Origin of the sequence: Pseudomonas sp. NMI760_13 (genome assembly GCF_021283245.1) — a bacterium.
In the GTDB taxonomy this organism is placed as follows: Bacteria; Pseudomonadota; Gammaproteobacteria; order Pseudomonadales; family Pseudomonadaceae; genus Aquipseudomonas; species Aquipseudomonas peradeniyensis.
Genome location: NZ_JAJSRC010000034.1, coordinates 24,927 through 50,393 on the forward strand (window position 1 = coordinate 24,927; position 25,467 = coordinate 50,393).

Below are 25,467 nucleotides of genomic sequence, written 5' to 3' on the forward strand. Positions count from 1 at the left end.
CTGATCGCGTAACAAGCCCACCATGCGACGGGCTAATGATCAGTGGGAGCGGGCTTGCCCCGCGATTGCACTGCCATGCTGGCGATCACCGCTCGCGCAACGCCTCCGTCCGCGCCTTCAGCACCGGCTTCAACAGATAGTCCAGCACGCTCTTCTGCCCGGTGATGATATCCACCGTGGCCACCATCCCCGGAATGATCAGCAGCGGTTTGTTGTCCCCACCCAGGTGGTTCTTGTCGGTGCGCACCTGGATCAGGTAGAACGCATTGCCCTTGTCGTCGGTGACGGTGTCCGCGCCGATCAGCTCCAGCTTGGCCTTGAGCCCGCCGTAGATGGTGTAGTCGTAGGCGCTGAACTTGACCATCGCCGTCTGTCCCGGGTGCAGGAACGCCACGTCCTGGGGCCTTACCTTGGCCTCGATCAGCAGGTTGTCCTCGATCGGCACGATCTCCACCAGGTCGCTGCCGGGCTGGACCACGCCGCCGATGGTGTTGACCTTGAGCAGCTTGACGATGCCGCGCACCGGCGACACCACGGTGGTGCGGTTGACCCGGTCGTCGATGGCGATGCTGGTGGCGGTGATCTTCGACAGCTCCGTGCGCTTGTCGTTGAGCTCCTTGGCGGCGTCGGAGCGGAAGCTGGCGTCGGATTCCTGGATCTTGCTGCGGATTTCGGCGATCGCCGCCTCGGCGCGGGGGATCGCCAGGTTGGTGGCATTGAGCTGGCCGCGCGCCTCGACGCTGCGCTGCTTGAGGCGCAGGATTTCCACGGGGGAGATGGCGCCCTTGCTCACCAGTGGCGAGGACATGTCCAGTTCCTGTTGCAGCAGGCCCACGGCCGAGCGGTATTGATCGACCTTGGAGCGGAACTCGGCCAGCTCCTGGGTCTTCTGCCGCAGTTGTTCGTTGAGGGTCTGTTTCTCGCTGGCCAGACGGCGCTGGCGCGAGTCATACAGCGCGGCTTCGTCCTCGGCCACCTGTGGTGCCTTGGCGCGGACTTCGTTCGACAACACGAAGGGCCTGCCCTCGGACTCGGCCGACAGGCGCTCGACCTGGGCGGTGAGCGCGTAACGGTCGGCTTCACTCTCGCCCTTGTTCGACTTGAAGCGGGTGTCGTCCAGGCGCAGCAGGGTCGCGCCCTTGTCGACCATTTGCCCTTCACGCACGAAGATCTCGGTGACGATGCCGCCCTCGAGGTTCTGCACCACCTGCACCTTGCTCGACGGAATGGCCTTGCCCTCGCCGACGGTGACCTCGTCGAGCACCGCGAAGTTGGCCCAGACCAGGGCCACCAGCAGCAGGATCGCCGCCAGCCACACGGTCAGGCGTGACAGGCTGGGCGACTCCTGCAAGGTGGCGCCGGCCAGCTCCGGCATGTAGTCGCGTTCGGCGCGCTTGTCGGCGCCCTGGAGGTAGCTGCGCACGCTGTGGCTGAAGGGCATACATTACCTCCTAGAAAACTGGCCCCCTGTAGGAGCGGGCTTGTCCCGCGATCACGGGCATAGCCCGTGCCAGGCACCGCGTTGCCTTGATCGCGGGACAAGCCCGCTCCTACAGGGGTGGTGGTCGTGTCACAGCGCCGCGCCGATACGACCCTTGCGCAGCGCGTCGATGACCGCGTCCTTCGGCCCGTCGGCGACGATCTTGCCGTTGTCCAGCACCAGCAGCCGATCCACCAGGCTGAGCATCGAGGTGCGGTGGGTGACCAGCAGCAGGGTCTTGCCCGGCACCCAGTTCAGCAGGCGCTGGCGCAGTTGCTCCTCGCTGCTGTTGTCCATGTGGCTGGTGGGTTCGTCGAGGATCAGGATCGGCGGTTCCAGCAGCAGCGCCCGGGCCAGCAGCACGGCCTGGCGCTGGCCACCGGACAACAGCTGGCCGCGTTCGCCCACCGGGCGGTCGAAGCCTTGCGGGTGCTGGCGGGCCAGTTCGCTGACCCCGGTCAGCTCGGCCACTTCGAGCATGCGCGCATCGCTGACATGACGGGCGCCGAGGGTGAGGTTGTCGCGCAGGCTGCCGGCCAGCAGGGGCAGGTCGTGGGCCACGTAGCCAACCTGGCTGCGCAGGTCGGCGATGTCCAGTTGGCGCAGGTCGAGGTTGTCCAGCAACACCTGGCCTTCGTCAGGGTGATGAAAGCCCATCAGCAGGCGGGCGAGGGTGCTCTTGCCCGAGCCGCTGCGGCCGATGATGCCGATGCGCTCGCCTGGCTTGAGCGTGGCACTCACATCGTTGAGTGCCGGGGCCGCTTGCCCGGCATAGCGGAAGGTGGCGTGGTTGATGCTGATGCCACCCAGCAGCGCGGTGTGCTCCAGGGCCTGGTGCTCGGCTTCGCGTTCCTGGGGCAGGCTCATCAGCGCATCGGTGCTGCGCATGGTCAGCTGCGCCTGCTGGTAGCGGGTGATCAGCCCGGCAATCTGGCCCAGCGGCGCGAGGACCCGGCTGCCGAGCATGTAGCTGGCCACCAGCGCGCCGACGCTGAGGTTGCCGGCGATGATGCTGTACACCCCGGCGACGATGGTGGCCATGCCGCAGAACTGCTGGATGAACAGCGTGCCGTTGCTGGCCAGCGAGGACAGGTTGCGGGCATGGGCGTCGAGGCGGGCGATGGCGCCGTTGGTGTGTTCCCACTGGTATTGACGCTCGCTTTCGGCGCCGCAGGCCTTGAGGGTCTCCAGGCCGCCGAGGGTCTCGATCAGCAACGCCTGGCGCACCGCGCCGAGGCTAAGGCTCTTCTGCACCGTGTCACGCAGGCGTACCTGGATGAACAGCGCCAGGCCCACCGCCAGCGGAAAGGCGATCAGCGGGATCACCACCAGCCAGCCGCCGAGCAGGCCGATCACCAGCAGCATCAGCGCCACGAACGGCAGGTCGATGATGCTGGTCAGGGTGACCGCGGTGAGAAATTCGCGCAGTCCCTGGAAGTCATGGATGCTCTGAGCGAAGCCGCCGATGGTGGCGGGCCGGGCCTTCATGCTCATGCCGGTGATGCGTTCGAACAGGGTGGCCGAGAGAATCAGGTCGGTCTTCTTGCCGGCCTGGTCCAGCAGGTGGGCGCGGACCATGCGCAGCACCAGCTCGAAGGCGGTGCCGATGAACAGCCCGGCCACCAGCACCCACAGAGTGGACAGCGCCTGGTTGGGCACCACGCGGTCGTAGGTCTGCATGACGAACAGCGGCACCATCAACCCCAGCAGGTTGATCAGCAGGCTGGCCAGCAGGGCATCGCCATACAGCCAGCGGGAATGCCGCAGGGTGTCGCGGAACCAGGCATTGACCCGTGGGATCAGCGGGGCACGCACGTCCTCCAGGGTATGGCGAGGACGGGCGAACAGGACCTGGCCGCTGTAGGCCTCGGCCAGGACTTCGCGTTCCACCCACTGCTCGCCGCCTTCGGCTTCGCACGGCAGCAACAGGGCCCGGCCATTGTCCCCCCAGCGTTGTAGCACGGCGCTGCGGCCGTCATTGAGGATCAGCAGAACCGGCAGGTTGAGTGGCGAGATGGCGTCCAGCTCACGCTGCAGGACCCGCGCCTGCAACCCCGCACGCGCCGCGGCGCGGGGCAGCAGGGCCAGGGGCAGGCGCTGCTCGGCCAGCGGCAGGCCGCTGCCCAGGCTGGCGCGGCTGGCAGGGCAGCCGTGCAGCTTGCACAGGATCAGCAGGCCATCGAGCAACGGATCATCAACATCCAGGCGCGGTTGCGCGCTTTGCATACTGGTCACGATGGCCTACTCCTGCCGCGGTGGACGGGAAATGGGCGCTGGCGAAAAGTCCCTTGTCTCGTCAGAACCTAACGCATGTCGGGCAGTTTCGCCTCGTTGCGCACTTCGGTCTTGGCGATGGCCTCGGGCGGCAGCGAGATGTGCTGCTTGCTCAGCAACTCACCCATGGTTGCCAGGACCCGATACATGGAGAACTCTTCGGTGTAGCGCACTTCGGTGTAGCGCCGGTTGGCGTTGTACAGCTCGTTCTCGCTGTCGAGCACGTCGAGCAGGGTACGTTGGCCCAAGCCGAACTGGTCCTGGTAGGCGGCGCGCACGCGCTGGGTGGTTTCGGCGTACTCGCGGGCGCTCGGGGTTTGCTTGCGGGCGTTGTTCATCGCGTTCCAGGCCAGGCTGAGGTTTTCGTTCAGCTCGCGCAGGGCGTTGTTGCGGATGTCCATCGCCTGGTTGATCTTGTGCGCGTCGGACTGCAGGCGGGCCTTGTCGCTGCCGCCGCGGAACAGGTTGTAGCTGAGCTCGACGCCGGCCTGCCAGTCGTTGTTGTCGTGGCCCTTCTGACCGCCGATGTTGTTGTTGGCACCGGTGGCCAGCACCGCGTCCAGGCGCGGGTAGAAGGGCGACTTGGCCACTTCGTATTGCTGCTCGGCGGAGCGCACGTCAGCCTGCGCCGACTTCAGGTAGGGGTTGTTCTCCAGCATGCCCTGGCGGGCATTGAGCAGGTCACCCGGTACTTCGCCCTTGATCGTGACCGGTGTTTCCAGCTCGTCCGGCATGCGCCCGACTACGCTGTAGAAGTTGGCCTCGGCGTCGGCCAGGTCGACCTCGGCGGTGTCCAGGTTGTTCTCGGCCAGGGCGCGACGGGCGCGGGACTGGTCGAGGTCGGCGGTGCTGCCCACGCCACGTTCGCTGCGCAGGCCGATCTGGTCGTTGACCCGCAGGTGGGCCTGCAGGTTGTTCTTGGCCAGGGTCACCAGTTCGCGGCGCTTGAGTACCTCGAGGTAGACCTCGATGGCACGCAGGGCGATGCTCTCGGCGGTGGCCTGGGTGTAGTAGGCGCGCGAGGTGGCCACCGCTTCGGTACGGGCGACCTCGTTGGAGGTGTTGAAGCCATCGAACAGCATCTGCCGCAGGCGCAGTTCGGACTGGGTGTAGTTGAGGGTTTCCTTGTTGTGGTTACGCGTGCCGTCGGGGTTGAAGCCGCGAGTGTTGGTGTTGTCCGAGCGTTGCCGGCCGTAGCCTGCGACCAGATCGACGGTTGGGTAGTACCCCCCGCGGGCGAACTTCACATCCTCGTCGGCCGACAGCCTGCTGTTGCGGCTGGCGCTGATCTCGGGATGCTGGTCCACGGCGTTCTGGACAGCCTCGGTGATCGACATCGCCTGACTGTTGGCACACGCCATGGCCAACAAAATCGCACTGGTGATGGGGGTTAAAGCGCGCATGGGGTACATCTCCCTGGTCTTGAATAATGTCCTGCTAATCGCCAAAAAAATGACGAAAAATTAGAATCAAACCGTTTCAGGTTTGTAACAACAGAGCTAAGAACATTTATCGGGCGAGCTAAGAAGATTTTTTCATAAGATATATGCGAAAAAAAACTTATGCGGTCTAAGGAATCCGCGACTTTGTTTCATTCAGGCGGTTACGGGAATTGGCTGGGACAGGCGATTTTCGGGCCTTGGTGAAAGTTCCAGATTTTTTGCAGCTAAGGAGACAGGGGAGGAAGGCGAAAGCGGAATTTGGCGACAGAAAAATGGCACTCGATAATGGCCATTCGCCCACTTCGCTATCGTGGCAGTCGTCACAAGGAGCGTGGTTTCTCACGAACGTGACAGCAACGATCCACCAGCCATGGCACTCGGAACGTTGCGCACATTACCCGGCACGCCTTGATCTGCGAAAAGCCCATCGGCAGGGGAGGCGTACGCTCATGGCTAAATTAGTCGGTGTAGTCGGCAAGGTGATCGGCCAGGTATTCGCGGTGGGCGACGATGGTCATCGCCGCCTGTTGGTGGAAGGCGACCGGTTGTTCGTCGGCGAACAGCTCGAGACCGGCAGCGAGGGCGCCGTGGCGGTGCGGCTGCAAAATGGTGCGCAGCTGACCCTGGGCCGCGGCAGCAGCCTGGAGATGACCACCGACCTGCTGGCCAATCGCGCGCCCCACGTGCAGGCGCCGGACGCGCAGCCCAGCGACGCCCAGCTCAGTGATGTCGAGCAACTGCAAAAAGCCATTGCCGCTGGCGCCGACCCCACGCAGGAAGCCGAAGCGACGGCGGCGGGCGGCAACCCGTCAGGCGTGTCGGGGGCGCTCGGCGGGGGTCACAGTTTCGTGATTCTGACCGAGGTGGCCGCCCGGGTGGATCCCACCATCGGCTTCCCCACTGCAGGATTCAATGGTTTCCCACTGCTGGCCAATCTCGAACTCGGCGGTCTTGACGGCAACGATGACGGGCCGCTGCCAGCCAGTGCACCTGTGATCGACAATCCGGTCAGCCTCAATGGCCTGGATATCAGCCCCGCCGAATTGACCCTGGACGAGGCCAACCTGCCCCAGGGCTCGGCCAGCAATCCGGCGGCCCTGACCCAGTCCGGCAGTTTCACGGTGGTGGCCGCCGACGGCGTGTTCAACCTCAGTGTCGGCGGCATCAATGTGGTCACGGCGGGCGTGGTCACCGGCGTCGGGCAGTCCATCGTCACCGGGCTCGGCAATGTGTTGACCATCACCGGCTACAACCCGGCCACGGGTGTGGTGAGCTACAGCTACACCCTGACCGGCGCCGAGCATCACCCGGACGGTGCGGGCAGCAATACCCTGGGCGAGCAGTTCCCGGTGCTGGTCAGCGACACGGATGGCGACGTGGCCAGTGGTACGCTCGACGTGATCATCCGTGACGATGTGCCACGGGCGGTGAACGACACCAATGCCACCGCCGCCACCGAGCAGCATGTGGAACTCAGCGGCAATGTGCTGGGCAACGACATCCAGGGGGCAGACCGCATCCCCAGCGGCCCGGTGGTAGCCGGTACCTTCGTCGGCACCTACGGCACCCTGGTCCTGGCGGCGGACGGCTCCTACACCTACACCCTCAACACCAACGACCCCGACTTCAAGAACCTGCAAGGCGGTGGCAATGGGGTGGAGACCTTCACCTACACCCTGAAGGACGCCGACGGCGACTCCAGCACCGCGACCCTGACCCTGAACGTCAGCAACCTCGACGACCCGGTGACCCTGGGCGGTCTGGACGTGAACGGTGGCGAGCTGACGGTCTACGAGAAAAACCTGGCCGACGGCAGCGCGCCGAACCCGGGCGCCCTGACCCAGAGCGGCACGTTCACGGTCAGTGCACCGGATGGCCTGCAATCCTTGAGCGTCGGCGGTATCAGCGTGGTCAGCGGTGGCGTGGCGGCAAGCTTCCCGCAGTCGATCACCACGGAGCTGGGCAATACCCTGACCATCACTGGCTACAACCCGGCCACGGGCGTGATCAGCTATAGCTACACCTTGCTGGACAATGAGAGCCACGCCAACGGCGACGGCGCCAACAGCCTGTCCGAGCACTTCACCGTCACGGCCACGGACACCGACGGCAGCACGGCCAGCGGCTCGCTGGATGTGAACATCGTTGATGACCTGCCCAAGGCCAATCCCGATTCGGCCAGTGTCGTCGAAGGCGGCACGGTCAGCGGCAACGTGCTCGACAACGACACCTCAGGCGCCGACGTGCGCGCCGATGGCAAGTACGTGGTCGGCGTGCGGGCCGGCTCCGATACCTCGACCTCGGCCAGCGGCCAGTTGGGCACTCAGGTCCAGGGCCAGTACGGCTACCTGACCCTGGACGCCCAGGGCAACGCCACCTATCACGCCAATCCCAACGCCGTGGCACCTGCCGGGGCCACAGACGTGTTCGTCTACACCGTGCGAGACAGTGACGGCGACGAAAGCACCACCACCATCACCATCGACGTACGTGATTGCTCGCTGATCGCCGGCGCCGACAGCGAGGTCACGGTCTACGAGAAAGCGCTCGACCTGACCAAGGATGGCAACGACCTGGCTGCGGGGAACGTGGTCGGCAGCCAGCCAGGTTCGACCGCCGAGACGGCCAGCGGCTCGCTGGTCAGCTCCATCAGTGGCGGAACCGGGGCGCTGACCTTCACCCTGGTCGGCAATGCCACCGGCCAGTACGGCCAGATCCAGCTGAACGCCGATGGCTCCTACACCTACACCCTGACCTCGGCGCCGAATTCGCCGAATCACGTCAACGACGGGCCGAACGTGCTGACGGAAACCTTCACCTACCAGGTGAAGGACTCGCTCGGCAACTCGACCACTAGCACCATCGTGATCAGCATTGTCGACGACGTGCCCAAGGCTCACAGCGATTTCGCCAATGTCTACGAAGGTGGCACCGTCAGCGGCAACGTGCTGGTCAACGACGTGATCGGCGCTGACGTGCCGGCTGATGGCAAGTATGTGGTCGGCGTGCGCGCAGGCAGCGACACCTCGACCTCGGCCATCGGCCAGCTGGGCAGCAATGTGGTTGGGCAATATGGCTACCTGACCCTAGACGCCCAGGGCAACGCCACCTACCACGCCAACCCCGACAGCGTGGCGCCGGCCGGTGCCACGGACGTCTTCGTCTACACCATCCGCGACGCCGATGGCGACGAGAGCACCACCACCCTCACCATCGACGTGCACGATATCTCGCTGGTCGCCTGCCCCGACGACACGGCCAAGGTCTACGAGAAAGCCCTTGACCTGACCAAGGACGGCAACGACCTGGCCGCAGGCACCGTCACCGGCAGCGATCCGCACGCCACCACGGAAACCACCAGCGGCTCGCTGGCCGGTTCGGTCAGTGGCGGCATCGGTGCCCTGACCTTCACCCTGGTCGGCAATGCCGCCGGGCAGTATGGCCAGATCCAGCTGAACAGCGATGGCACCTATACCTACACCCTGACTTCGGCGCCGAACTCGCCCAACCACGCCAACGATGGCCCGAATGTGGTCACCGAGAGCTTCACCTACCAGGTGAAGGATTCGCTCGGCAACACCACCACCAGCACCATTGTGGTCAGCATCGTCGACGACGTGCCCAAGGCCCATTGCGACTTGGCCTCGGTCAAGGAGGGCGCCAGTGTCAGCGGCAACGTGCTGGACAACGATGTGGTCGGCGCCGATGTGCGTGCCGACGGACAGTACGTGGTGGGCGTGCGCGCAGGTTCCGATACCTCGACTTCTGCCATTGGCCATGTGGGCGACACGATCATTGGCCAGTACGGCTACCTGACCCTGGACAGCCAGGGCAACGCCACCTACCACGCCAACCCCGACAGCGTGCCGCCCGCCGGGGCGACCGACAGCTTCGTCTACACCATTCGCGACGCCGATGGCGACGAAAGCACCACGACCATCCGCATCAATGTCCAGGACAGCAAGCTGGTGGCGTGCGAGGACAACGACGTCACCGTCTACGAAAAGGCCCTGGACCTGCACAAGGATGGCAACGACCTGGCCGCCGGCAACGTGACCGGCAGCGATCCTGGCTCCACCGGCGAGACCGCCTCCGGCAGCCTGGTCGGCTCGGTGCATGGCGGCGTCGGTGCACTGACCTACAGCCTGGTCGGCAACGCCGTGGGCCAGTACGGACAGATCCAGCTCAACGCCGACGGCTCCTATACCTACACCCTGACCTCGGCGCCGAAGACCCCGGGTGGCGCCAACGATGGGGCCAACACCGTCAACGAGTACTTCACCTACAAGGCCACAGACGCCCTGGGCAACAGCGTCACCAGCACCATCGCCATCAACATCGTCGACGATGTGCCGACGGTGCAGTGCGCGGTGCGCAGCATCACGCCCGGCCAGGTGGACTCCAACATCCTGCTGGTGGTGGACGTTTCCAGCAGCATGGCCGCAAGCTCCGGCGTGCCGGGGCTGACCCGCCTTGAACTGGCCAAGCAGGCCATCAATGCCTTGCTCGACAAGTACGATGAGATGGGCGACATCAAGGTGCAGATCGTCACCTTCGGCACCGGCGCCGAGATCAAGACGCCGGTGTGGGTCTCGATCAGCGAGGCCAAGAGCCTGATCGCCGGGCTCAATCCCGGCGGCTCGACCTATTACGACTCGGCGGCTACCAAGGCCCAGGAAGCCTTCGCCACCACCGGCAAGCTGGTGGGTGCGCAGAACATCAGCTACTTCTTCTCCGACGGCGAACCCACCAACGGCCACGCGATGACGGCGCCGCGCGAGACCGCCTGGGAAACCTTCCTCGACAACAACGGCATCAAGTCCTACGCCATCGGCATGGGCAGCGGCGTCAACGAGGGCAACCTCAACCCGCTGGCCTACGACGGCAGCAGTCATACCGACACCAACTCGGTGGTGGTCACCGACCTCAGCCAGCTGAGTGCGGTGCTCTCCGGCACGGTGCAGGGGGCGCCGATCACCGGCAGCCTGATGAGCGGCGGCGACTTCGGGGCCGACGGCGGCTTCATCAAGGCGCTGCTGGTGGACGGCACCACCTACACCTACGATCCGAAGGCCAATGGCGGGCAGGGCGGCTATGCGGTCAGTGGCGGGGCGGACAAGGCTTCGTTCGACACCGTGAGCAACAGCCTGAACATCAAGACCGGCCTGGGCGGCACCCTGGTGGTGAACATGGACAGCGGCGAGTTCACCTACACGCCGCCGAAGGACAACGGCAGCGGCCAGGCGGAGAAGTTCGGCTTCACCGCCAGCGACAACGACGGCGATACCCGCAGCGCCAGCCTGACGGTGAACATCAACAGCAACGGCGCGCCGGTCGCCGGCGCCGACCACATCATCACCAACATCAAGGGCGCCACCCTGAGCGTGCCGGCAGAGGCCTTGCTGGCCAATGACAGCGATCCGGATCACGACACCCTGAGCGCCGCGCCGACCACCTTCAATACCAACTTCGCCGACAAGGGCGCGGGTTTCACGGCGGGCACGCAGGCACAGACCATTACCTTCAACGCCACCGCCAACAAGGCCGAGAACCAGTTGCGCGAGCTGGCCCGCAGCGAGTTCACCAGCCTCAACGGCAGCATGACCGCCGCCCTGGTGGTGGCTGGTTACCTGGGCTCGATCAGCACCGGCAATGCCAACGACGAGGATACCCTGACGGTCACCCTGCGCAAGGGCGAGACCCTGACCCTCGACCATGACCGGCCCGCCGGAAACCTGCTGATGGAGTGGAAGGATGCCAGCGGCAGCTACCAGACCATCGCCGATGGCGGCAGCTTCACGGCCACCCATGACGGGGTGTACAGCATCCATGTGATCAATACCGAGAACGCCTCGGGCAACAGCAAGGCCGCCGAGAACTACAAGCTGAGCCTGGTGGTGGACTACAGCAACGCCAGCAACGACGACTACCACGGCAGCTACACCGTCAGCGACAACCATGGCGGCACGGCGAACGGGGCGGTGGACATCACCTACCAGGCCGGCAATACCCTCACCGGTACTTCAGGGGACGATGTACTGCTGGCCGGAGCGGGCGACACCCTCCTGCACGGTGGTGCCGGCAACGATGTACTGGTGGCCGGCGCAGGCAACAACAGTCTGTACGGTGGCGACGGCAACGACTTGCTGATTGGCGGTCCGGGCAATGACCTGCTCGACGGTGGCGCCGGCAACGACACCGCCAGCTATGCCAGGGCAACCAGTGGCGTGACCGTCGACCTCGGCCATGTCGGCCAGCAGAATACCGTCGGCGCGGGGCTGGACACCCTCACCGGCATCGAGAACCTGGTCGGCTCGGACTACAACGACACCCTGACCGGCAACGACGGCGACAACCTGCTCAACGGCGGCGCGGGCAACGATGTGCTCAGGGGCGGTGGCGGCAACGACATCCTGATCGGCGGACGCGGCGATGACACCCTCACCGGTGGCAGCGGCAACGACACCTTCGTCTGGCAGAAGGGCGACACCGGCCACGACACCGTGACCGACTTCACCCCGGGCAGCGATCGGCTGGACCTGTCGCAATTGCTGCAGGGCGAGAACGCCACCAGTGCGTCGCTGGACGACTATCTGCACTTCAAGGTCAGTGGCAGCGGCGGCAATGTGGTGTCGACCATCGAAGTCAGCAGCGTCGCCGGCGCGGCACCGACCCAGACCATCGACCTGGCCGGGGTGGACCTGGCGCAGCACTACGGGGTCGCGGCCGGGGCGGGCGGGTTGATTGCGGCGGGGCATGACACCGCGACCATCATCACCGGCATGCTCAATGACCATTCGTTGAAGGTGGATACGGTGTAAGCCGAGGCTTGCATTCCCCTGTAGGAGCGGCCTTGTGCCGCGAAAGGGGCGCGCAGCGACCCCAGGATTTCAGCATTGATGCAAAAATCGCAGGGGCCGCTGCGCGCCCCTTTCGCGGCACAAGGCCGCTCCTACACGGGGGGGGCGCTTGGCCATCTGGCTCAATCCGGTCGCTGCAAGGTCTTCTGCTTGAGGATGTAGAGACTGACCAGCACCGCGCTGGTCAGCATGAACACCCGTGCCCAGAACAACGGCACCAGGTAGCAGGACAGGCCGATGCTGGCCCACATCAGGCCGATCGCATAGACCTTGCCCCGCAGCGGAATCCCCTCGCCGCTGAGGTAGTCGCGGATCCATGGCCCGAGTTTCGGATGATTCACCAGCCAATGGTGAAAGCGCGGCGAGCTGCGGGCGAAGCAGGCCGCCGCCAGCAGCAGGAACGGAGTGGTGGGCAGCACCGGCAGGAAGATCCCCGCCACCCCGAGCGCGACACTGAGCCAGCCGGCGGCCAGCAGCAGGTAGCGCACCACGTTGATCAGTGGTGGCGCGGCTTGAGCAGGGCAGGCTTCTCTTCGGGGGCGTGCAGCAGCAGGAACAGCGCGCTCAGCGCCTCGGGAATCTGCACGATCATGTCGTCCTGCAGGTTGGCATCCTTGGCGATGTCTTCGAACTCCGGCTGCTCGTCGAACAGGCCCGAGCCGACCATGATCGGCAGCAGCATTTCGCTGACTTCTTCCTCGGCGTTCTCGAACCAGGCCTCTTCACGCAGGAACACGCCTTCCATGAAGCCGATGCACCAGCCGCGCAGGTCGGAATCGTCCGGCTCTTCGGTCAGGTCCAGCTCGCAGGGCAGGTCGAATTCCTCGTCGCTGGCCAACTGGCGAGCGATGTGGCCCTTGAGCCCGATCAGGGTGGCCTCGATCTCTTCGCGCTGTGCTTCGCTGGCGTAGTGGGGCTCCTCGGCGAACAGCGCGTCGATCCACTCGCGGTCTGGAACTTGCTCCGAGCAGATCGACAGCGCGGTCAGGTAGCCGTGTGCGGCGACGTAGTCCAGCGCTTCTTCGTGCAGCTCATCGGCGTCGAGGAAGGCTTGCAGGCGGGTCAGTTGCTCGGCGAAGGACATTACAGGGCTACCTTGGGGAATAAACGATAGTGAATTCTAGCACCTTGCGGCGGCTGCGGGGCAAAGGGAACGTCTGTCCGCGGGGCATGCCGGGGGTGGGGCAGTCGGGTATACTCCGCAGTTTTTCGTGCTCCGGTGGCGTTTTCCCGTCATCTGGCAAAAACCGCTTACGCATTCGATGTGTGCGCGGCGGATTTATCGTCCAGCCTGAGTCCAGGATGGTACGGCGATTTTGGAGTGGCAAATGCTCGAACAGGCTCAGCGCGTCCTCAAGGATGTCTTCGGTTACGACAGTTTCCGCGGGCGCCAGGCAGCGATCATCGAATGTGTGGCTGGCGGAGGCGACGCCCTGGTGCTGATGCCAACCGGTGGCGGCAAGTCCCTGTGCTTCCAGGTGCCTGGCCTGCTGCGCCCGGGCCTGACCGTGGTGGTGTCGCCGCTGATCGCGTTGATGGACGACCAGGTCGCCACCCTCGACGAGCTGGGCGTGGCCGCCGCGGCGCTGAACTCCACGCTCAGCGCCGAGCAGCAGCGCGACCTGGCCGGGCGCCTGCGCCGCGGCGAGGTGAAGATGCTCTACCTGGCCCCCGAGCGCCTGGTGCAGCCGCGCATGCTGGACTTCCTGCGCGGCCTCGACGTTTCCCTGTTCGCCATCGACGAGGCCCACTGCGTGTCGCAATGGGGCCACGACTTCCGCCCCGAGTACCTGCAACTGGGCCAGCTCGCCGAGCTGTTCCCGCATGTGCCGCGTATCGCCCTGACCGCCACCGCCGACATGCGTACCCGCGAGGAGATCGTCCAGCGCCTGCACCTGCAGGGCGCCGAGCGTTTCCTGTCGAGCTTCGACCGGCCGAACATCTTCTACCGCATCGTGCCCAAGGAGTCGCCGCGCAAGCAGCTGATGGCGTTCCTCGGCGAGCGTCGCGGCAACGCCGGCATCGTCTATTGCCTGTCGCGCAAGAAGGTCGACGAGACCGCTGCCTTCCTTTGCGAGCAGGGCTTCCCGGCGTTGCCGTATCACGCAGGCCTGGCCGCCGAGACCCGCGCCGCCAACCAGCACCGCTTCCTCAACGAGGAAGGGCTGATCATGGTCGCCACCATCGCCTTCGGCATGGGCATCGACAAGCCCAACGTGCGCTTCGTCGCCCACCTCGACCTGCCCAAGTCGCTCGAGGCCTATTACCAGGAGACCGGCCGCGCCGGCCGTGACGGCCTGCCGTCTGATGCCTGGATGGCCTACGGCCTGCAGGACATGGTGATGCTCAAGCAGATGCTGCAGAACTCCGAGGGCGACGAGCGCCACAAACGCATCGAGCAGCACAAGCTCGACGCCATGCTGGCCCTGTGCGAAGAGACCCGCTGCCGCCGCCAGTCGCTGCTGGCCTACTTCGACGAAGTGCTCGAACAGCCGTGCGGGCATTGCGACAACTGCGTCGACCAGGTGCAGACCTGGGACGCCACCGAACCTGCCCGTCAGGCACTATCGGCGGTATTCCGCACCGGCCAGCGCTACGGCGTCGGCCACCTGGTCGACGTGCTGTTGGGCAAGGACACCGAGAAGGTGCGCAATTTCGGCCACGAGAAGCTCTCGGTGTTCGGCGTCGGCAAGTCGCTGGCCGAAGCCGAGTGGCGCTCGCTGTTCCGCCAGTTGGTGGCGCGCGGCCTGGTGGACATCGACCTGGAAGGCTACGGCGGCCTGCGGCTGTCCGACAGTTGCCGGCCGTTGCTGCGCGGCGAGGTGAACCTGCAGCTGCGCCGCGACCTCAAGCCGCAGACCGTGGCCAAGTCCTCCTCCAGCGGTGGCGGTAGCCCGGCCAGCCAGCTGGTGCGGGCCGAGGAGCGCGAGTTGTGGGAAGCGCTGCGCACCCTGCGGCGCAAGCTGGCCGAGGAGCACAGCGTGCCGCCCTATGTCATCTTCCCCGACTCCACCTTGCTGGAGATGCTGCGCAGCATGCCCACCAGCCTCAGCGACATGGCCCAGGTCAGTGGTGTCGGTGCGCGCAAGCTGGAGCGCTACGGCCAGGCCTTCCTCGAAGTGCTCAACGGCGCCGGTGGCACCGAGGAGGCGCCCAAGGTGGTGCTCGACCTGCGTCACGAACTGGTCAGCCTGGCCCGCGCCGGCATGACCCCGGCGCAGATCGCCGGGCAGCTGAACTGCACCGAGAAGAACGTCTACAGCCTGCTGGCCGAGGCCATCGGCCGCCAGGAGCTGAGCCTGGAGCAGGCGCTGGACCTGCCGGAGGAGCTGATGATGGAGGTGCAGGACGCCTTCCTCGACGGCGAGGGCGAGTTGCCGCCGGTGTCCGGCGTGGCGCCGCTGTTCGGCCAGCGGGTGCCGGAAGGCGTCCTGCATTGCGTACGGGCGGCGCTGGCGCTGGAGTTCGGCCTGTGATCGCCGGCATTTGCGCCAATTGCTGACCTTTGTCATACCCTTACATGATTATCAGCCATTTCCGCGGCATCGAACCTTGCCTGATTGGCCGGGCCATGATTAGCTGGCTAATAATTAGTTCTATTCATTGAGTTGCTTATGCCCCTGACCGACAACCAACACCGCTTCGGCATGCAGCTGGCCCAGATGTCCCGGGGCTGGCGTGCCGAACTGGACCGCCGCCTGGCCGGGCTCAACCTGTCGCAAGCCCGTTGGCTGGTGCTGTTGCACCTGGCCAGGTTCGACGAGGCGCCGACCCAGCGTGAGCTGGCCCAGAGCGTGGGCGTCGAGGGCCCGACCCTGGCGCGCCTGCTCGACAGCCTCGAGAGCCAGGGGCTGGTGCGCCGCCAGGCGGTGATGGAAGATCGCCGGGCCAAGAAGATCCTGCTGTGCCCGCCGGCCAAGCCGCTGATCGACCAGATCGAGACCATCGCCAATGCCCTGCGCCTCGAGCTGTTCACCGGCATAGACGAGGCCGACATGGAAGTGTGCATGCGCGTGCATGCGAAGATTCTCGATAATCTCGAGAAGTCCTGAACCCTTCATCAATCGCGGGGCAAGCCCGCTCCCACGAGTCTGATCCCACAATTGGCTGCATGACTTGTGGGAGCGGGCTTGCCCCGCGATCATTTCTAGAAGGTATGCCCCAGGTTCAGGTACACCGCCTTCTCATGGGCATCGTTGGCCCCATAGCTCAGGTTCAACGGCCCCAGCGGCGTTTCCAGCCCCAGGAAGATGCTCGCCGCATTGATATAGCCACTGTCGAACTCATTGTCATTGTTCCATGCCCGGCCGCGCTCCAGCGAGCCGCCCAGGTACAGCGGGAAGTCCAGGGGCAGGTAGGCCCGAGGCGTCAGGCGACGGTAGTAGACCATGCGCAGCAGGCTCATGTTCTGCCCGGAGATCGAATCCTGGCGGAAACCTGACAGCTGCCGGGCGCCACCGAACACGAAGCTCGAAGTGACTACCTCGGCGTCATCCAGCGTTCGTCCATACCTGCCACCCAGCACCAGGGTGTTCGGCCCGCTGCTGAAGGCCTTGTCCAGGTTGAACAGCCACTGCCGGTAGTTCTGGTCCGAGTCCAGTGACTTGTCGTACTTGCGCACGGTCAGGCCGATATCCTCGCCACTGTGGGGGAAGTAGACGTTGTCGAAGGTATCGAAGGAATACTTGAGCTCGTAGAACCCCTCGTTGAAGCTGACCTTGGGCAGGTCCTGGTCGCCGATGCGCACCTCGGCGTTGCCCCAGGCCTTGCCCACGCCCAGGCGCACTTCGCCATAGGTGCCGATCTGCCGGCCGACGTTGAGCCCGAAGCCATAGCGCTCCAGGCGGTACTCGGCCACCGGGTCGTTGTCCAGGGTCGCCTCGACGTTCTGCGAGCCCAGCGCCAGGTAGGGCGCGATGAAGTAGCGCGAGCCCACGTCCAGCGGCTGGTAGAACTCGCTGTACAGTTCCTGCTCGTCGCCGATCTGCGCGCGGGTCAGCCATTCGCCGCCAAGCCGGTTGATGCCGTTGACCCGGTAGCTGGCGCCGAGGTTGAAAGCGCTGTCGCCGCGCAGGTCGTCCGACAGGTTCAGGCCCAGGCGCAGGTAGTCGGTGCCGCCACGCCGACCACGGGCGTTGATCACCAGGGTATGCTCGTCGCCCTTGTGCGCCACGCGGTACTGCACCTGGTCGAAGTAGTCCAGGCCGTAGAGGGTGCCCATGTCGGTCTGCAGGCGGCCGAGATCCAGCGGTTCGCCGACAGGCTGGCGAATGTAGTAGCGGATCACGTCGTCGCTGACCTTGGAGTCGTTCTCCACGCGGATGGCAGTGATGATCGGCGTGCGCTGTTTCGGTGAGCGCGCCACCGCCAGGTTGCTGTCGCCCTCGGGCTGGCGCAGCGCCGCCAGGCGCGGGTCGAGGGCGCGGGTGGCGCGGTAGCCGGCGTCGATCATGTCCTGGGCGCGGCCGAAATCGGTGACGCCGAAGGCCGACAGCGGCGGCTGGACGAGGATGTCCTCGCGACGCAGGCTGGCCAGTTGCTCCTCGGAGTTGCGCCGGGTCATCAGGGTGATCGACTGGTTGAGCACATCCACCACGGTGGCCAGCTGCTTGCGGTTGCGCAGCGGGGTGCCGATGTCGACGACAATGGCCAGGTCCACGCCCATCTCGCGCACCACGTCCACCGGGATGTTGTCGGTCATGCCGCCGTCCACCAGCAGCCGGCCGTCCAGCTCCACCGGGGCGAACACCGCCGGGATCGACATGCTGGCGCGGATCACCTGGGGCAGGTGGCCGCGGCGGAAGATCACCTTCTCGCCGCTGGTGATGTCGGTGGCCACGGCGCGGAAGGGAATCGGCAGCTTGTCGAAGTCGCGGATGTCAGCGGTGTGGGCCAGCTTGCTTTCCAGCAGCAGGGCCAGGTTCTGGCCCTGGATCACCCCCAGCGGCAGGCCCAGGCTGCCGTCGTCGCGAAAGCTCAGCCTCTGCTTGACCAGGAAGTCGCGGTCGTCCTGCTTGCGCCGAAACGGCACATCCTTGCGCGGCGGCGCATCGGACAGCGCCTGTTGCCAGTCCAGCGTGGTGGCCAGTTTTTCCAGTTCGGCGATGCTGTAGCCCGAGGCGTACAACCCGCCGACCACCGCGCCCATGCTGGTGCCGGCGATGGCGTCGATGCGCACGCCCTGTTCCTCCAGGGCCTTGAGCACGCCGATATGGGCCAGGCCGCGGGCGGCGCCGCCCGACAACACCAGGCCGATCTTTGGCCGTGCCGCTTCGGCGGCCAGCACGGTGAAGGAGGTGAGCATCAGCAGGAGGCAGTACAGCAGGCGGCGCATCGTGAGTCTCAAACCAGAGGATAAAGACCGCTAGTATAAGCGGCCCTTCCTACGGAGTTTCCCTACATGGCAGACAGCAAGCCACAAATCGTCATCACTTATTGCACCCAGTGCCAGTGGCTGCTGCGCGCTGCCTGGCTGGCCCAGGAACTGCTCAGCACCTTCGCCGATGATATCGGCCAGGTAGCGCTGGAGCCTGGCACCGGTGGGGTGTTCCGCATCACCTGCGACGGCGTGCAGATCTGGGAGCGCAAGGCCGACGGCGGCTTCCCCGAGGCCAAGGTGCTCAAGCAGCGGGTGCGCGACCAGATCGATCCGCAGCGCGACCTGGGCCACAACGATCGCTGATCAGGCGCTTTCGGGCTGTGGCTGGCGGGCCGGTTGCTCGGCGGCCAGGCGGCTGGACAGCACGATGGCGAAGATGATCAAGGCGCCACCGGCGAGCATGCGCAGGGTCGGCTGTTCGGCGAACACCACCCAGGCCACGGCGATGCCGTAGACCGGTTCCATGCCGAACACCACTGCGGCGGTGCGCGCCTTGATCACCGCGAGGCTGGCGACGAACAGGCTGTGGGCGACGCCGGTGCAGAAGACGCCGAGCAGGGCGATCCACAACCAGTCCAGCGGCGCCACCGCGCCCAGGCCGGGGGCCGCGAACGGCAGCAGGCACAGGCTCACCACCAGGTTCTGCCACAGCGCCGCCTGCACGGCGGGCAGGCGCCCGGAACCGGCGCGGTTGGTCAGCGACAGCAGCGAGAACAGCAAGCCCGAGAGCAGCGCCCAAAGCAACCCGCCGGTGGCCTCGCTGGCCAGGTCGAATGCCGGGGTGACCAGCACCAGGCCGATGCTCACCAGCAGCACCAGCAGCGCTTCGTTGCGGCGGATGCGTTCGCGGAACAGCAGGCCCTCGAGGATCACGGTGAAGGCCGGGAAGCTGGCGAAGCCGAGGGTGGCGATGGCCACGCCGCCGACCTTGACCGCAATGAAGAAGCTCACCCAGTGCCCGGCCAGCAGCGCGCCGCCCAGCAGCAGGCGGCGCAGGTCCTGGCCGCGCAGCGGTTGCCAGGCCTGGCGCGCCAGGCTGGCGAACAGGGCCAGGGCCAGCACCGCGAACAGGGCGCGGCCGAAGACGATGATCGAGGGGCTGGCGCTGGCGGCCAGCTTGCCGAAGACGCCGGTCAGGCCGAAGAACAACGCGCCGATATGCAGGGCGCCGAGGGCGGTGCGGTGGTTCATGGTGGTCCTTTGCATTCGCTGGTTCCTGTGCCGGCCTCTTCGCGGGTAAACCCGCTCCCACAGGTCAGTGCGAATCCTGTGGGAGCGGGTTTACCCGCGAAGAGGCCAGCACAGGGAGAGAAGATCTAGGCGCTCAGTGTAAGAGCCCGGTCTGCCCGTGTCTGTCGCGCATCTCGCGTCAGTTGTCGCCAGACTCGCGCCGCAACGCCAGCGGCGTACAGCCGAACGCCCGCATCACCGCCGCGCTGAAGGCGCTCTGCGAGCCATACCCCACCCGCGCCGCGACCTCTCCCACCGGCAACAGCGTCTCACGCAACAATCGTCGCGCCATCGACAGCCGCCGCTGGCGGATGTAGTCCATCGGCGTCATGCCGCACTCGCTGGCAAACCGCGCGTGCAGTCGCGCGCTGGACAGCCCGGCCAGGCGTGCCAGGTCGGCGACCTGCAATGGATAGGCGGCGTGCTGCTCGATATGCCGGTCGAAGGCAGCATAGGGCAGGCGCCTGCTGGCCAGTAGCGGAGCGCCGGCCTGCGGGTTGAGGCTGGCCAGCAGCAGCACCGCGCCCTGGCGGGCAATCAGCGGGTCGTCCACCGGGCTTGCCGCCAGCCAGTCGACCAACTGCTGCTGGCGGCTGTTCAGGCCCAGGGGGCCGGGGCGGTCGAGCAGGCGGCGGCTGTTATCGGCGTGTTCGCCCAGATGGTCACCGAGCCAGTGCCCGCCCGGCACGTCCAGCACCAGGCAGTGGCTGCCCTCAGGGCTGCCGCAGGTGTGGTGGGCACCGGCAGGCACCACCATCAGGTCCTGGCGACCGACCCGGCCGCCGTGGCCATTCACCTCGAAGTCCAGGCGCCCGCCCAGGCCGAACACCAGCTGCGGGTGGTCGTGACTGTGAGCGATCAGGTCGTGGCGATAATGGCGCAGCGAAAGCAGGGGGCCGGCGGTCATGGTGAGTCCTCACGAAGCAGGTGAAGAGTGTACACCTCAAGGCGGGCGCAGGATGGTCATGTGCCTGCCACCAATCTGTCACCTGTGCCTGCCAGTCTCCAGCAAACAGCGCCGGAGCCTGCCCATGACCCACGCCGAACCTCTCCGCCCGTCACGCAAGCAGCGTGTCCGTACCCTGTGGATTTCCGATGTGCACCTGGGCACCCGGGATTGCCAGGCCGAACACCTCGCGCACTTTCTCAAGGGCTACCAGGCCGAGCGCATCTACCTGGTCGGCGATATCATCGACGGCTGGAAACTGCGCGGCGGCATCTACTGGCCCCAGGCCCACACCAACGTCATCCGCCGCCTGCTGACCCTGAGCAAGCGCGGTACCGAAGTGATCTATGTCACCGGCAACCACGACGAGTTCCTGCGCCGCTATTCGAAACTGATCCTGGGCAATATCCAGCTGGTGGACGAGGCCGAGCACCTTACCGTCGATGGTCGGCGGCTGCTGGTGATCCACGGCGACCAGTTCGACGTGATTACCCGCTACCACCGCTGGCTGGCGTTTCTCGGCGACCGGGCCTACGAGTTCACCCTGGTGCTCAACCGTTGGCTCAACCACTGGCGCGCCCGTTATGGCTATGGCTACTGGTCGCTGTCGGCGTACCTCAAGCACAAGGTCAAGGGCGCGGTGAACTTCATCAGCGATTTCGAGGACGCCATCGCCCACGAGTGCACCCGGCGTGGCTTCCAGGGCGTGGTGTGCGGTCATATCCACCATGCCGAGATACGCCGGGTGGGCGAGGTGGAGTACCTCAACTGCGGCGACTGGGTGGAGTCGTGCACGGCGCTGATCGAGCACTGGGACGGGAGGATCGAACTGTACCGGTTCGCCGATGCTCAGGCGCGCGAGGCGGCGTCGCGGTTGGCGGAGCTGGGTGAGCCGGCCTAGGTCGCCTTCAGCCCTGTAGGAGCGGCCTTGTGCCGCGAAAGGGGCGCGCAGCGGCCCCAGGATCTCGGGTATGTCTCAAGATCGTCGGGGCTGCTGCGCAGCCCCTTTCGCGGCACAAGGCCGCTCCTACAGGTGGCGGGTAGCTGGAATCAGGCCGACGCCTTCAAGGCCGCCTTGTAGATCGACTGCCTGGGCTGGGCGAACAGCCGCTCCATCATCGGTTCGAAGAACGACAGCGGCAGGCTCGGGTACTCGGGGTCGAACGCCGCCGCGTCGTAGCGTGCGCAGAATTCGATGGTCCGCTGGTACTGCGGGTGATCGCTGAACTGCTCGCGCAGGTGGCGATCCATGCCCAGGTGGTGGAAGAAGTAGTAGCCCTGGAAGATCCCGTGCTTTTCGATCATCCACAGGTTCTCGGCGCTGACGAAGGGCTTGAGGATCGCCGCGGCGATATCCGGGTGGTTGTAGCTGCCGAGGGTGTCGCCGATGTCGTGCAGCAGGGCGCAGACCACGTATTCCTCGTCGCGGCCGTCACGGTAGGCGCGGGTGGCGGTCTGCAGCGAGTGGCTCAGGCGATCGATGGGAAAGCCGCCGAAGTCGCCATCGAGCAGGCGCAGGTGGGCGACGATGCGTTGGGGCAACTGCCGGGCATAGGCGCGAAAGTCGTCGGCGATGATCGCCCAGTCCTGGGCGGTGCCGTCGCGCATGTGGCTGAAGTTCGCTTGCTTGTTCATCGCCGCGGGCCACTCGTGTCGGGGACATGTCTGGCAGTGTTGGCCAGGACACGGGCTTTGGCAGTGGCCGGCCGGGACGCGAACCTGGCCTTGCGGGCCGATTCAGAGGCTGAGGCGGCCCAGCAGGATGTCGCGGAACATGGCGAAGTCGCCGACCAGGCTGTACCAGGGGTGGGTGAAGGTGGCCGGTCGGTTCTTCTCGAAGAAGAAATGCCCGGCCCAGGCAAAGCCGTAGCCGGCCAGCGGCACGGCCAGCAGCAACAGCCACTGGCCGCTGCCGATGCTGTAGGCGAGCAGGGCGATCACCAGGCTGGTGCCGACGAAGTGCAGGCGGCGGCAGGTGGCGTTGCTGTGCTCGCCCAGGTAGTAGGGGTAGAACTCGGCAAAACTGCGGAACTGCGCTGTGCGGGTCATGGCGGGTTTCCGGATCTGCGGGTCGTGCTTACAGGATACACGGCGTGGAGCCTGAATCGAGTCTAGAGTCACTGGATGCAGTGGCCAGTGACAATAGGCGCCAATTGAGTATCCTTTCGGTTCACCGCAGGAGCGGTCAGCACAAGAGCCTGTCATGAGTGAGAGAACCACGTCAGCCAGCTGGGCATCAGGGATCGTCAAGGCACTCGAGCTGGAAGGGCTCGATTGCCCGGCCATGTTCAAGCAGCTCGGGCTCGACTTTTCCGCCCTCGACGACCCCGATGCGCGATTCACCCAGGATTCGATGACCCGGCTGTGGCAGCTGGCGGTCGAGTTGTCGGGCAACGAGGCCATCGGCCTGAACATGGCCCGGGTGGTGCGTCCGGCGTCGTTTCATGTGGTGGGCTATGCGCTGATGTCCAGTCGCACCCTGGCCGAGGGTTTCGAACGCCTGGTGCGCTACCAGCGGATCATCGCCGAGAGCTCGGACCTGAGCTTTCGCCGCGAGCCCGACGGCTACGCCCTGGTGCTGACCGTGCATGGCGACCACCTGCCGCCGACCCGGCACAGCGCCGAGGCGTCCCTGGCCTGCGCCCTGGCCCTGTGCACCTGGCTCAGCGGGCGGCCGATTCAGCCGCGGCGGGTGCTGATCCAGGGCGGCCAGCCGAAGAATGTCGAGCCGTACAAGGTGGCCTTCCATGCGCCGCTGGTATTTGGCGCGCCCCATGACGCGCTGGTGCTCGAGCGTGCCGACATGGAGGCGCCGCTGCCGACCGCCAACGAGGCGATGGCGGTGCTGCATGATCGCTTTGCCGGGGAATACCTGGCGCGCTTCTCGGAAAGCCGCGTGACCCACCGGGTGCGCCAGGTGCTGTGCCGCATCCTGCCCCAGGGCGAGCCCAAGCGCGAGACCGTGGCCCAGGCCCTGCACCTGTCGCAGCGCACCTTGCAAAGGCGTCTGCAGGACGAGGGCACCAGCTTCCAGACCCTGCTCGACGACACCCGCCGCGAACTGGCCGAGCAGTACCTGGCGCAGCCCGGCACCACCTTACTGGAGACTGCCTACCTGCTGGGTTTCGCCGATCCGAGCAACTTCTACCGGGCGTTCCGCCGCTGGTTCGACACCACGCCGAGCGAGTACCGCACGCGGCTGTCGGTCAGTGACGCCAGAACGCCGGCATGCACAACACCAGCACCGTGATGATCTCCAGGCGGCCCAGCAGCATGCCGCCAGCGAGGATCCACTTGGCCGCGTCCGGCAGGCTGGCGTAGTTGCCGGCCGGGCCGATCACCTCGCCCAGCCCGGGGCCTACGCCCGACACCGTGCCGGCGGCGCCGGTCAGCGCGGTCATCCAGTCCACGCCCAGCAGCGACAGCAGCAGGGCGATGATGCAGATGGTGATGGCGAAGAAGAACGAGAAGGTCAGGATCGAACGCACGATCTCTTCGTCGAGGCGATGGCCGTTGTACTTCTGCTTGATCACCGCCCGTGGGTGGATCAGCTGGTTGAGGTTGGCCTTGAGCAGGATGTAGGCGACCTGGAAGCGGAAGATCTTGATACCGCCGGCGGTGGAGCCGGAGCAGCCGCCGACGAAGCCCAGGTAGAAGAACAGCATCAGCGAGAAGTTGCCCCACATGCTGTAGTCGCCCAGGGCGAAACCGGTGGTGGTGACCACCGAGGTGACGTTCAGCGCCACGTGACGCAGGGCGTCGAGCCAATGCAGGTCAGTGGTGGCCCAATACCAGGTGCCGAGCACCAGCCAGGTGGCCACCAGCATGGCCAGCAGTCCCTGCACCTGCTGGTCCTTGATCAGCGCCTTGCGGTGGCCGCGCAGGGTGGCCACGTACAAGGTGAATGGCACGCTGCCCATGATCATCACCACCACCGCGACCCAGTGCACCGCGGGGATGTCCCATTTGGCCAGGGACTGGTCGGACGTGGAGAAACCGCCGGTGGAGATCGCCGACATGGCATGGTTGATCGCGTCGAACGGGCTCATCCCCGCCCACCAGAACGCCAGGCTGCCGAGCACGGTAATGCCCACATACACCGCGACGATCGACTTGGCGACCATGTGCGAGCGCGGCATGACCTTTTCCGAGCGGTCGGAGGACTCGGTCTGGAACAGGCGCATGCCACCAATGCGCAGCAGTGGCAGGATCGCCACCGCCATACCGATGAAGCCGATGCCGCCCAGCCAGTGCAGCATCGAGCGCCACATCAGGATGCCCGGCGACATGTTGTCCAGGCCGCTGAGCACGGTGGCGCCGGTGGCGGTGATGCCGGACATGCTTTCGAAGAAGGCGTCGGTGTAGCTGATGTGCTGCGTCAGCAGGAACGGCAGGGCGGCGAACACGCAGACCACCAGCCAGCTGCTGACGGTCAGCAGGTACATGTCGCGTGGGCGCAGGTGCACGTGCTCGGGGCGGCCGGGGATGACCAGGCCGAGCCCGGCGAGGAAGGTGATCAGGCTCGACCAGAGGAACGACGGCATGTCGCCGGTGCGCTCGAAGACCACCAGGGTCGCCATGGGCACCACCATGCTCACCGCCAGGGTGATCAGGAAGATGCCGATGATGAAACCAATGATCCTTAAGGTCGGCAACGCCATGTGATCTGCTCTGACTCGCTACGGAAAGGGCGCCATTCTACCTGTGCACCGGGGCTTGTAAACGAACGATTGGCTGGGGCATGGTAGCGGGCTTGCACCGCGATACCTACCGGGTCGATGCCATCGCGGGACAAGCCCACTCACATGTTGCCTTCTGGTTAGTGCAGAATGGCCGCACTTTCAATCTGCCAGGAG

17 protein-coding genes are annotated in these 25,467 nt (G+C 65.8%); 6 read left to right on the forward strand and 11 right to left on the reverse strand.

Translation table 11 applies throughout. The annotated features are described in order from the left end of the window. Positions 1 to 85: 85 nt before the first annotated feature. The 3 genes from LU671_RS25420 to LU671_RS25430 all read right to left on the reverse strand — a co-directional run bounded on the left by LU671_RS25420 (position 86) and on the right by LU671_RS25430 (position 5,157). Positions 86 to 1,441 (reverse strand): HlyD family type I secretion periplasmic adaptor subunit, encoded by a 1,356-nt coding sequence (locus LU671_RS25420; RefSeq protein WP_203651489.1) that lies wholly within the window; start codon positions 1,439 to 1,441, stop codon positions 86 to 88. A 129-nt stretch (positions 1,442 to 1,570) separates the two neighbouring features. Continuing rightward, a complete protein-coding gene (locus tag LU671_RS25425) occupies positions 1,571 to 3,706 on the reverse strand; it encodes a type I secretion system permease/ATPase (protein ID WP_232857340.1) in 2,136 nt (711 codons plus the stop codon). Positions 3,707 to 3,783: 77 nt separating this feature from the next. Further along, entirely contained in the window at positions 3,784 to 5,157 is a 1,374-nt protein-coding gene (locus LU671_RS25430) for a TolC family outer membrane protein (RefSeq protein WP_186714529.1), read from the reverse strand. Between the two features lie 488 nt (positions 5,158 to 5,645). Here LU671_RS25430 and LU671_RS25435 point away from each other — a divergent pair, with 488 nt between their 5' ends. Then, positions 5,646 to 12,017, forward strand: coding sequence for a retention module-containing protein (locus tag LU671_RS25435; RefSeq protein ID WP_232857328.1), 6,372 nt, complete (start codon positions 5,646 to 5,648; stop codon positions 12,015 to 12,017). 161 nt (positions 12,018 to 12,178) lie between these two features. Here LU671_RS25435 and LU671_RS25440 read toward each other — a convergent pair whose 3' ends face one another. Together LU671_RS25440 and LU671_RS25445 are read right to left on the reverse strand one after the other, a co-directional pair. Beyond that, the gene (locus tag LU671_RS25440; RefSeq protein WP_232857329.1) at positions 12,179 to 12,544 is read right to left on the reverse strand and encodes a YbaN family protein; all 366 of its coding nucleotides are present in this window, start codon (positions 12,542 to 12,544) and stop codon (positions 12,179 to 12,181) included. 8 nt (positions 12,545 to 12,552) lie between these two features. Then, on the reverse strand, positions 12,553 to 13,140 hold the full coding sequence (locus LU671_RS25445) for a UPF0149 family protein (protein ID WP_232857331.1): 588 nt from the start codon (positions 13,138 to 13,140) through the stop codon (positions 12,553 to 12,555). Positions 13,141 to 13,384: 244 nt separating this feature from the next. Between LU671_RS25445 and recQ the strand changes: the two genes are divergently transcribed. Further along, positions 13,385 to 15,532 (forward strand): DNA helicase RecQ, encoded by a 2,148-nt coding sequence (recQ, locus tag LU671_RS25450; RefSeq protein WP_203651498.1) that lies wholly within the window; start codon positions 13,385 to 13,387, stop codon positions 15,530 to 15,532. A gap of 138 nt (positions 15,533 to 15,670) precedes the next feature. Further along, positions 15,671 to 16,108: a MarR family transcriptional regulator gene (locus LU671_RS25455; RefSeq protein ID WP_028691103.1), complete on the forward strand. Its 438-nt coding sequence runs from the start codon at positions 15,671 to 15,673 to the stop codon at positions 16,106 to 16,108. Positions 16,109 to 16,203: 95 nt separating this feature from the next. Here the strand turns inward: LU671_RS25455 and LU671_RS25460 are convergent, their stop codons facing one another. Beyond that, complete coding sequence (locus LU671_RS25460; RefSeq protein WP_232857332.1) at positions 16,204 to 18,390, reverse strand: patatin-like phospholipase family protein; 2,187 nt, start codon at positions 18,388 to 18,390, stop codon at positions 16,204 to 16,206. A 66-nt stretch (positions 18,391 to 18,456) separates the two neighbouring features. Between LU671_RS25460 and LU671_RS25465 the strand changes: the two genes are divergently transcribed. Continuing rightward, on the forward strand, positions 18,457 to 18,738 hold the full coding sequence (locus LU671_RS25465; RefSeq protein WP_203651500.1) for a SelT/SelW/SelH family protein: 282 nt from the start codon (positions 18,457 to 18,459) through the stop codon (positions 18,736 to 18,738). On the opposite strand, the gene LU671_RS25470 is transcribed toward LU671_RS25465, so the two are convergent. Together LU671_RS25470 and LU671_RS25475 are read right to left on the reverse strand one after the other, a co-directional pair. After that, positions 18,739 to 19,626 (reverse strand): DMT family transporter, encoded by an 888-nt coding sequence (locus LU671_RS25470; protein WP_232857342.1) that lies wholly within the window; start codon positions 19,624 to 19,626, stop codon positions 18,739 to 18,741. 178 nt (positions 19,627 to 19,804) lie between these two features. Next, on the reverse strand, positions 19,805 to 20,572 hold the full coding sequence (locus LU671_RS25475) for a helix-turn-helix transcriptional regulator (protein ID WP_203651502.1): 768 nt from the start codon (positions 20,570 to 20,572) through the stop codon (positions 19,805 to 19,807). A 124-nt stretch (positions 20,573 to 20,696) separates the two neighbouring features. On the opposite strand from LU671_RS25475, the gene LU671_RS25480 reads away from it, so the two are divergent. Further along, positions 20,697 to 21,512, forward strand: coding sequence for a UDP-2,3-diacylglucosamine diphosphatase (locus tag LU671_RS25480; RefSeq protein WP_203651503.1), 816 nt, complete (start codon positions 20,697 to 20,699; stop codon positions 21,510 to 21,512). Between the two features lie 149 nt (positions 21,513 to 21,661). Here LU671_RS25480 and LU671_RS25485 read toward each other — a convergent pair whose 3' ends face one another. Both LU671_RS25485 and LU671_RS25490 read right to left on the reverse strand, forming a co-directional pair. Next, complete coding sequence (locus LU671_RS25485; RefSeq protein WP_186714522.1) at positions 21,662 to 22,246, reverse strand: HD domain-containing protein; 585 nt, start codon at positions 22,244 to 22,246, stop codon at positions 21,662 to 21,664. Between the two features lie 102 nt (positions 22,247 to 22,348). Beyond that, the gene (locus LU671_RS25490) at positions 22,349 to 22,660 is read right to left on the reverse strand and encodes a DUF962 domain-containing protein (RefSeq protein WP_186714521.1); all 312 of its coding nucleotides are present in this window, start codon (positions 22,658 to 22,660) and stop codon (positions 22,349 to 22,351) included. A 154-nt stretch (positions 22,661 to 22,814) separates the two neighbouring features. Between LU671_RS25490 and LU671_RS25495 the strand changes: the two genes are divergently transcribed. Beyond that, positions 22,815 to 23,861: an AraC family transcriptional regulator gene (locus LU671_RS25495; RefSeq protein WP_050706761.1), complete on the forward strand. Its 1,047-nt coding sequence runs from the start codon at positions 22,815 to 22,817 to the stop codon at positions 23,859 to 23,861. Here LU671_RS25495 and LU671_RS25500 read toward each other — a convergent pair. Next, positions 23,818 to 25,272 (reverse strand): TrkH family potassium uptake protein, encoded by a 1,455-nt coding sequence (locus tag LU671_RS25500; protein WP_110739850.1) that lies wholly within the window; start codon positions 25,270 to 25,272, stop codon positions 23,818 to 23,820. The two genes, LU671_RS25495 and LU671_RS25500, sit on opposite strands and share 44 nt — an antisense overlap. Between the last annotated feature and the right edge of the window lie 195 nt (positions 25,273 to 25,467).